At 34.6% G+C, this 8,441-nt stretch carries 11 protein-coding genes; 5 read left to right on the top strand and 6 right to left on the bottom strand.

Annotation, left to right across the window (positions count from 1 at the left end; all coding sequences use genetic code 11):
- From AB8B65_RS05345 to hemL, 3 genes are all read left to right on the top strand, one after another.
- On the top strand, positions 1-819 hold an 819-nt coding region (locus tag AB8B65_RS05345), incomplete at its 5' end, for a 1-aminocyclopropane-1-carboxylate deaminase/D-cysteine desulfhydrase (protein ID WP_405299825.1).
- Positions 820-823: 4 nt separating this feature from the next.
- Complete coding sequence (locus AB8B65_RS05350; RefSeq protein WP_405299826.1) at positions 824-1,660, top strand: glucosaminidase domain-containing protein; 837 nt, start codon at positions 824-826, stop codon at positions 1,658-1,660.
- Between the two features lie 26 nt (positions 1,661-1,686).
- Positions 1,687-2,973 carry a glutamate-1-semialdehyde 2,1-aminomutase gene (hemL, locus tag AB8B65_RS05355; protein ID WP_405299827.1) on the top strand — a complete coding sequence of 429 codons (1,287 nt, stop codon included), beginning with the start codon at positions 1,687-1,689 and terminating at the stop codon, positions 2,971-2,973.
- Positions 2,974-3,072: 99 nt separating this feature from the next.
- Here hemL and AB8B65_RS05360 read toward each other — a convergent pair whose 3' ends face one another.
- The gene (locus tag AB8B65_RS05360) at positions 3,073-3,405 is read right to left on the bottom strand and encodes a hypothetical protein (RefSeq protein ID WP_405299828.1); all 333 of its coding nucleotides are present in this window, start codon (positions 3,403-3,405) and stop codon (positions 3,073-3,075) included.
- 98 nt (positions 3,406-3,503) lie between these two features.
- Positions 3,504-3,968, bottom strand: coding sequence for a hypothetical protein (locus AB8B65_RS05365; RefSeq protein WP_405299829.1), 465 nt, complete (start codon positions 3,966-3,968; stop codon positions 3,504-3,506).
- A gap of 445 nt (positions 3,969-4,413) precedes the next feature.
- Here AB8B65_RS05365 and AB8B65_RS05370 point away from each other — a divergent pair, with 445 nt between their 5' ends.
- Positions 4,414-5,070, top strand: a complete 657-nt coding sequence (locus tag AB8B65_RS05370) for an ATP-binding cassette domain-containing protein (RefSeq protein ID WP_405299830.1) — start codon at positions 4,414-4,416, stop codon at positions 5,068-5,070.
- Here AB8B65_RS05370 and AB8B65_RS05375 read toward each other — a convergent pair whose 3' ends face one another.
- A complete protein-coding gene (locus tag AB8B65_RS05375; protein ID WP_405299831.1) occupies positions 5,071-5,673 on the bottom strand; it encodes a hypothetical protein in 603 nt (200 codons plus the stop codon).
- 45 nt (positions 5,674-5,718) lie between these two features.
- Complete coding sequence (locus AB8B65_RS05380; RefSeq protein ID WP_405299832.1) at positions 5,719-6,018, bottom strand: hypothetical protein; 300 nt, start codon at positions 6,016-6,018, stop codon at positions 5,719-5,721.
- Positions 6,019-6,249: 231 nt separating this feature from the next.
- Between AB8B65_RS05380 and AB8B65_RS05385 the strand changes: the two genes are divergently transcribed.
- Complete coding sequence (locus AB8B65_RS05385; RefSeq protein ID WP_405299833.1) at positions 6,250-6,408, top strand: hypothetical protein; 159 nt, start codon at positions 6,250-6,252, stop codon at positions 6,406-6,408.
- Between the two features lie 194 nt (positions 6,409-6,602).
- Here AB8B65_RS05385 and AB8B65_RS05390 read toward each other — a convergent pair whose 3' ends face one another.
- Together AB8B65_RS05390 and AB8B65_RS05395 are read right to left on the bottom strand one after the other, a co-directional pair.
- Entirely contained in the window at positions 6,603-7,157 is a 555-nt protein-coding gene (locus AB8B65_RS05390) for a GDYXXLXY domain-containing protein (protein ID WP_405299834.1), read from the bottom strand.
- 5 nt (positions 7,158-7,162) lie between these two features.
- Positions 7,163-8,441: DUF2157 domain-containing protein (locus AB8B65_RS05395; protein ID WP_405299835.1), on the bottom strand; the 1,279-nt coding region annotated here is incomplete at its 5' end.

Consider the following 8,441-nt stretch of genomic DNA (forward strand, 5'->3'; position numbering starts at 1 on the left):
CATCCGTTTGTTTCTGGGAATAAATTCAGGAAACTCAAGTATAATCTGGCGGAAGCCAAAAAAGAAAAGCACGATACATTATTGACCTTTGGTGGCGCGTTTTCCAATCATATTGCGGCAGTTGCAGCAGCTGGAAAAGCATACGGTTTTAAAACTATCGGAATCATCCGAGGAGAAGAATTGGCTTCTAAAATTGATAGCAATCCAACTTTGCGTTTTGCTGTTGAAAATGGCATGAAACTCAAATTCGTTACTCGTGAAACGTATCGCGAAAAAACATCAAAAACATTCTTAACACAATTAACTACCGAATTTGGACGTTTTTATAATATACCTGAAGGCGGAACGAACAATTTGGCCGTAAAAGGTTGTGCAGAAATCATCACGCAAAACGAACAAAATTTTGATACAATTTGTTGTGCTGTTGGAACAGGCGGAACCATTGCAGGAATTTGTAATGGCGCACATCAGTATCAACAAATACTAGGGTTTCCAGCATTAAAAGGTGATTTTTTACAGAAAGAAATTTCACAGTTTACAACTAAAGACAATTGGAAGTTGATGATCGATTATCATTTTGGCGGATACGGGAAAGTTTCAGAGGAATTAATTGTGTTTATGAATCAATTCAAACAACAAACAAATATTCCGCTCGATCCAATTTACACAGGGAAAATGCTCTTCGGAATCATAGATTTAATCAAAAAAGGGCATTTTGCCAAACAAAACCGTATTTTAGCAATTCATACCGGCGGTTTGCAAGGAATTGCAGGGATGAACCAGAAACTACAAAGAAAAGGACAAAAAACGATCACATAAACAGATGAAGAAACAACTAATTTATACAGTTTTAGGTTTATTGATATTATCGAGTTGCGGAACACAAAATCGGGTTTCAAAAACAAAAAAGAAAACAAAAAAAACAACGAAAGTTGTAAAAACAGCACCTGCAGAAGAACCTGTTGAGGTTGTAGAAACGACTCCAGAAGTTAAGACTCCTAAAGAAACTAAAAAACGAAGCACTACAGAAGTATATATTGACACGTATAGCGATGTCGCAAAACGCGAAATGGAATTGCACGGAATTCCTGCAAGCATCACACTCGCGCAAGGAATTTTAGAATCGGGTTCGGGAAAAGGAAATTTAACGATGCGTTCTAACAATCACTTCGGAATTAAATGCCATAAAGGTTGGAAAGGACAACGTGTATATCACGATGACGACGAAGACCAAGAATGTTTTCGAAAATATGCAAATCCAGCGTACTCATTCACAGATCATTCCCTATTCTTAACAGGAAGATCGCGCTATGCAGGCTTATTCAAACTCCCAAAAGACGATTACAAAGCTTGGGCAAAAGGCTTGAAAAAAGCGGGTTATGCAACCGATCGTAAATATCCTAAAAAACTCATCGCATTAATTGAGCGTTACGAATTGTACAAATACGATGCTGAGGTTTTAGGAAAAAAGCCTGAAGATGCTAAAAAAGTAACCACACATAACGACCGTTATACCGTTACAAAAGGCGATACATTATACAGTATTGCAAAAAAATACAAAATCACCGTAGACAAATTAAAATCCTTAAACGGATTGGAAAAGAATGAAATATTTGTAGGTCAGGTGTTATTTGTAAAACCACTTCCAAAAGATTTTTAGTCACACAAAAAATATAAAATACAGACATGGAATATAAACGTAGCAGCGCGCTATTTACAGAAGCACAAAAAGTGATTCCTGGTGGCGTAAACTCACCTGTTCGTGCGTTCAAAGCCGTTGGCGGAACCCCAATTTTTGTAAAAGAAGCCAAAGGAGCTTATATTATTGATGAAGATAATAAACAGTATATAGAATATATAAATTCTTGGGGACCTATGATTTTAGGTCATGCGTACAAACCTGTAATTGATGCGGTTGTGGAAAAAGCTAAAAAAGGAACTTCCTTTGGAATGCCAACCGAGATTGAAACAAAAATTGCAGAATTGGCAGTTTCTATGGTGCCAAATATTGACATGATTCGTTTTGTAAATAGCGGAACGGAAGCCTGTATGAGTGCCGTTCGTTTGGCAAGAGGCTACACAGGAAAAGATAAAATGATCAAATTTGCAGGTTGCTATCACGGACATAGTGATGCCTTTTTGATTCAAGCAGGAAGTGGTGCCGTAACTTTTGGAAGTCCAAACAGTCCAGGTGTAACCGCAGGAACTGCTAAAGATACGTTGTTGGCGCGTTTCAATGACTTGGAAAATGTAAAGGAAATCATTTCGCAAAACGAAGGCGAAATTGCCTGTATTATCATAGAACCTGTTGCAGGAAACATGGGTTGTATTCCGCCTGTAGCAGGGTTTTTAGAAGGTTTACGTGCCGTTTGTGACGAACATGGAATCTTGTTAGTCTTTGATGAAGTAATGACTGGATTCAGACTCGCAAAAGGCGGCGTGCAAGAATTACTAGGTGTAAACGCTGATATTGCTTGTTTTGGAAAAGTAATTGGTGGCGGATTGCCTGTGGGCGCATTTGCTTCGCGAAAAGAAATAATGAGCCATTTAGCGCCGTTAGGACCTGTATATCAGGCAGGAACTTTAAGTGGAAATCCACTTGCAATGGCAGCAGGATTGGCAATGTTGGAAGAGTTAGATGCGAAAAATGAAATATTTACAAGTCTACAAGAAAAAACAGCTTACTTGCACAAAGGAATTGCCAAAGTGTTAACGGAAGCGAATGTAACGCATCAAATCAATACGATTGGTTCTATGATTTCGGTTCATTTCTGTGAAAAACCTGTGATTGATTTTGCATCATCGGCAGCAGGAAACAATGATTCGTTCAAGAAGTTTTTCCACGGATTGTTAGACAGAGGAATTTATATTGCGCCATCGGCTTTTGAAACTTGGTTTTTATCGGATGCATTGTCGTATGACGATTTAGACAAAACCATTCAAGCAATTAAAGAAGTTGCGCAAGAATTATAATATTTTTCTAATGCATTCAAAAAATGTTTGAAAAAAGAAAATATAAGACATAAAAAAACTCGGCAATTTGCCGAGTTTTATATTTTTTGAAGGAAGTGTTTATTGCGCTCTTCCTTTTTCTAATTTCTGCTTACGTTCTTTATCTTTTACAAAACGAGCTTTAAACTTTCGTTGTTGCTCAGGATGTAATAGATTACTAATTTCTTGTCTAGCCTTGTCTAATGCAGCAGCATTTTCCACACGATTATTTTTTTCGTATGCTAAGTAAACAGCATAAATCTGTTTTACTTGTACATCCGATAGTTCAACGGCTTTCGCCAATTCTAGTGTTTTGTTTTTTGCTTTCAATTCAGGAGTTTCCTGTGCAGTAGCAGTTTGGATTCCTAAAAATAGTACACATACAAATGTAAATAGTGTAATATGTTTTTTCATAACTTGTTGGTTGGTGTTAGCTGAATAATACCTCAATAATACTAAAATTGTACAGAAATAACAAAAAAGAGAAGCCTTTTAACTTCTCTTTTTTCTGATTACCTTTCTTTGTTTTTGCGCTTTCCTCTACTTTTTTTCTTGCCTTTTCCTTTTTTCGCTTGCATTTTCTCCCATTTAGTGTACTGTTCATCGGTGAGAATCTCTTTCATTTTTTTCTTGTAAGCAATCTTCGCATCTAAGCGCTCGTTCATCATTTGGTAACGTTCTGCTTTGGTAGGTTTTTCACCTTTTTCCTTCTTTGCTTTATGCGCTTCCATTTTCGCTTTTCGTTCGGTAGCTACTTCTGTTTGTAAAGCCATTGTTTGTCGTTGTTGTTTATCTGATAAATCTAACGCCAACGTAAGTTTCTTTGTTTGTAAAGTTGCAATTTGTTGCGGAGTCATGTCTTGCAGCATTTCCTTCTGCATGCCTCTTTTTCCTTTCTTGCCTTTATGGTCCGGTCCTTCTTGTGCGGCTATGTTTAGGGTAAACAATAGTGCCAATGCATAAATGATGTTTTTCATGTGTTCTGTTCTTTTAATATTTGCTTCTTTGACTGCGATATTAATCAAAGGTTTAATGAAATTTTTATTTTGGCAATTGTTTAACACTCTTTAGCGCGAGCTTAACGGTTACGATTTGATTAAATTCTTTTCTTTGAAAACCATCAATATCAAACCATGAGAAACAGTATATATGTCTTTTATTATGCGAAAGAATTGTTGATTCTGACTTCATTTTTGACAGTTTGCTATATACTATGTTCACTTTTTTCATTGCCTTTAGAACCTTTAATTGTGACTACCAAAATTGTATTGTCAATTGTATTTTTCATCTCAAAAAAAATGAGCAATCACAGTACGTTGTACTTTTTATATAATTTAGGAATGCGCGATTATACCATTGTGTTATTGTTGCTTTTTTTCACTACTGTAGATGTGTTCCTGCTTCAGTTTATACTTCCGTAAGATGCTCGAAGTTGATAACATAGAAAAATATTTTGGCGACATTCAGTTATTGTATGGCGTATATCTAAAAGCGAAAGAAGGAGAAGTTACAGGGATTTTAGGAAGCAATGGTTGTGGCAAAAGTACCTTACTAAAAATCATTTTTGGTGCTTTAAAATCCAAATACAAATTAATAAAACTTGATGGGGAAGTCATTCAGAAAAAGCTGTATACAACTAGACTTGTAAAGTATTTGCCGCAGCACAATTTTATTCCTGATTTTATGTCCATTCGCAAGGCATTGCAATTATATCAAATTTCAGAAGTGGATTTTAAATCGTTTTTTGTAGAAGAAGGTTTTGACATGCTACAAAAATTTGGACATCTTTCAGGCGGACAACGACGTATTGTAGAAGTTTTTCTCACTATAAAAACACCTTCCAGAATCAGTTTGCTTGACGAACCTTTTTCACATATTTCACCTGGACAAGTAGCAGCGATTAAAGCACTTATTCAGACAGAAAAACAGCATAAAATCATTGTCATTACCGATCATTTATATCGTGAAATCACGGAAGTTTCAGATGCAATTTACCTGATTAAGAATGGAAGTTCAAAGCGAATTCAGCAACTATCAGAATTGGAAGATTACAACTATATTTCGCAAGGAAGTTTATAGTTAATTGCGTTTCAACTCTTTTATATACGGTCTATTTTCTGCAACACTATTTATAAAAAATAGCGCAAGCAATATGTAAATAATTGCAATTATCACGATACCAATAGTTCCTATACCCGAAAGAGTATATATAAAATTACCATAAATTTCGCTGTAATATTCTTGTATAGAAGCAAGATTTGAACGTTCTCCTATATCAACAACATCGACCAAATAAGTAATAAGCCGAATAAAAATACCAATTGTTACTACTGTTTGAATCCAGATAGATTTTAGTACACTAACTCTTTTAACCGTAAGTTGTAGTGTGGGAATGTGTGTTTTGATTGCGGTAAAGATTTCGTTTATTTTTTCTGAATCATCAATAAATAGTGTTTTTTTTATTTCTTTTTGATGAATTTCGAGCCGATTTTTATGTAAGAAAACTTTTTCGATATTCACAAAATGCATTCCGTGTGGTTTTTCCCAAGCTTGGGCAGCGTTTATTTTCTGAATTTGATTCGTTAAATCATCCTCTTTTTTAGTATCAACATAAATAGTTTCATCTTGAATGAGTACTAAGGTGTTATCAGTTGATTTTGGAAATGTCCAAAGTTGTAGCATATAATTATTGTTTTTTAATGGTGTGAAGGTCGTTTTTGAGAACCATTATCCAAAGCTAATATATTGATAATCGGAGTAATTTATGTTTTTTAATTTTTTTAGAATGAAATCAGCTCTCTCTTTTTTCCAAGTTCCATGAATGAACGGAAGTAATCTTTCCCATTCTTTTATAATATTTTGAATCTCGTCTGCTTCCAAATCATGTGGATATTTCCAATTCAATAAATTTTCACATTGTTGTTTTTCAAACAATGGTAACCAATATTCGTGAAAAAGTTTGTGTGTCGAAATAGGAATTTCTTCTACTTCATTTTTCAGATTTTTTGTAAGTATGCTGTATGACATGATTTGGTTTTGTAATGCTTCTAAAGTATTAAAATACTACTGTTTGATAAAAATAGCTAGCTAATTTATGATATCAAAATATATAAAGTCTACGCTAAGAAATGCAATCACTCAAAAAGTAATAATGAATTGTTATACAGTAGTTTAAAGTGTTAATTACGGTGATACCTTAAACAGTTTCTAATTTGTTTTTATAGCTTCTAACAATTATTAACCATAAAACAATAAATCATGAAAAAAAGAAGTCTTAAAGCATTAAAGCTTAACAAAAAGTCTATTTCAGCATTCCAAGATCAAGCCATTAAAGGTGGTTGTCCGTCAGACGATTGCGGACCTACTAGAAACTGGGATTGTAGACTGTCACGTCCTGAAGCCGAAGGATGTTGGTAATCTATTAAGATATCTTAACGAGCGGACTTCGGTTCGCTTTTTTTATACAAGCATCGTGTTTTAATAAAACAGTTAAGAAAATTTACGGTTCAATCAATTAAAACAGAACTCATTAAAAAAGGAGAATTTGAAGTAAAAAAACACCATCTCACTTAGTTTGTACGATGGTGTTTTTGATTCATATTTTTAATAACTTACTTTTCCACAGCATCTTTTATAGAAACGCCATCTATAATTACATCAGTAAGTGTATGCGTGCCATTTTTAAGATATACAAGTGCGTAAGCGTTTTTTCGTTCTCCACGTCTGTTTCTTTTTCTATACAAAGTTTCTGCATCATTGGCTTTTGTTTCCTCCATATAATAACGGTTAAATGGTAAGCTAAAATGAATGACTCCGTTATAATGGCTTGTCGTTTTTACTTCAACATACGCCAGTTCACTATTGGTGAGTTTTGTTTTTGAGAGCGTTTCTAAAATGGCAAATCCGTTTTCATCCGATGAAAAATAGGCGTATGCTTTGTCTCCGTACTCCCAATTTTCGTCATTAGTGTTGAATTCATTGATTTCAAAACGTAACGTAATGAATTTTCCACGAAAAGGATCATTCGGATCTATGGGAGCTGTTTTAAATTTGTATGCGTTTTCGGGCGAAATGATACTTTCATATTTGTATACAATTTGAGCAGAAGCGACAATTTGTGCAAGTACCATCAAACCGAAAAGCAAGTATATATATAACTTTTTCATGCTGTTTATTTTTTTGTGTTTTGTTTTTTTAGCTTGATATAATTTGCTGCGAAAAATCCGCCGCCAATCAATACAAAAACCAATCCGCGTGTAGCGAAACTTATATTTGTATCATAAAAACGAAAGGCGATTAACAAGGCAATAATGAGCATTCCGGAGTTTAATACACCAAAATGAACTTTGTCGGCACCAGTTTTTATCAACATTATTCCTATAACAAAAATTAATATGTTTATACACAAGGTAGCTGCTACACCATCGGTAGTTCCCACAAAGAATAGAATTGAGAAAATGAGGAAAATGTATTGAAACAAATCGTTCTTTTGAAATGTTTTTTCTCTTGCGTTTACATATAAAAAAGCACCAATTCCCGTTAATAGAATTAAGGAAATTAGAATTTCCGAGCTTCCAAATGAAGTGCTAACCGGCAGTATTTTCCAAGCCATACGAGCACTTGTAGTAAACAAAATAGATACAGTTCCGATAGCACCAAAAACTAAATATCCATTTAGGCGCAAGGAAGCATTTTTAAAATAAGCATGTTTTCCAATGTTGTAAAATAAACCATACAACAACATGTATAGTAAAAATCCTAAGAATCGCGATCGCCCAATAAAAAGAGGAAGCGCAAGCATTAAACTTAACGGAAATAACCAGTGAAAAGCGACAACTGCGGGCGATTTTATTTTAGATTTTATCAATTGAAGATAGCGTGGAATTGGAATTGCAAATAAGATTAGATAAACAATTGGCGCTGAAAATTCAGTTCGTATACCAAAATTTGCTTCAAAACTATAATACGTAATAAAAATGAGATGCAAAATAATTGCCGAAGTGGATTTGGTTATATACATCAGCGGAATACATAAAGAAACCCAAGCTAATAAAAACGATTTCATATTGCCCGAAATATTGTATATCTGACTCACCGAAGCAATACAAACACCAACGGAGAGAAATAAAAATACCGTAGCGGCTTCTTTCCACAGAGCTGATTTTTCTCTTGTAATGCTATAGCCTAAAACGGCTTGTCCGACTAACATGGGAAGAAAGGCAAGAATGACTTTGGTTGTTTTTGAAAAATGATCCCAATTGTGTGCCATGATTAAGATGATTCCTAATCCGACAAGTGTTGCGCCTAATATTGCAAAAATTGTAAACAATCTGCCAGTGTCAGTTGTATGCGTTTTTTTGTAATGCGCTTTGATATTTTGAGCAATTCCGTCCGTAATAATGCCGTTTTCAAGCAATTCGGGCAGCGCTCTTTCTATTTTTGAATTCATA

The organism is Kordia sp. (assembly GCF_045105435.1).
In the GTDB taxonomy this organism is placed as follows: domain Bacteria; phylum Bacteroidota; class Bacteroidia; order Flavobacteriales; family Flavobacteriaceae; genus Kordia.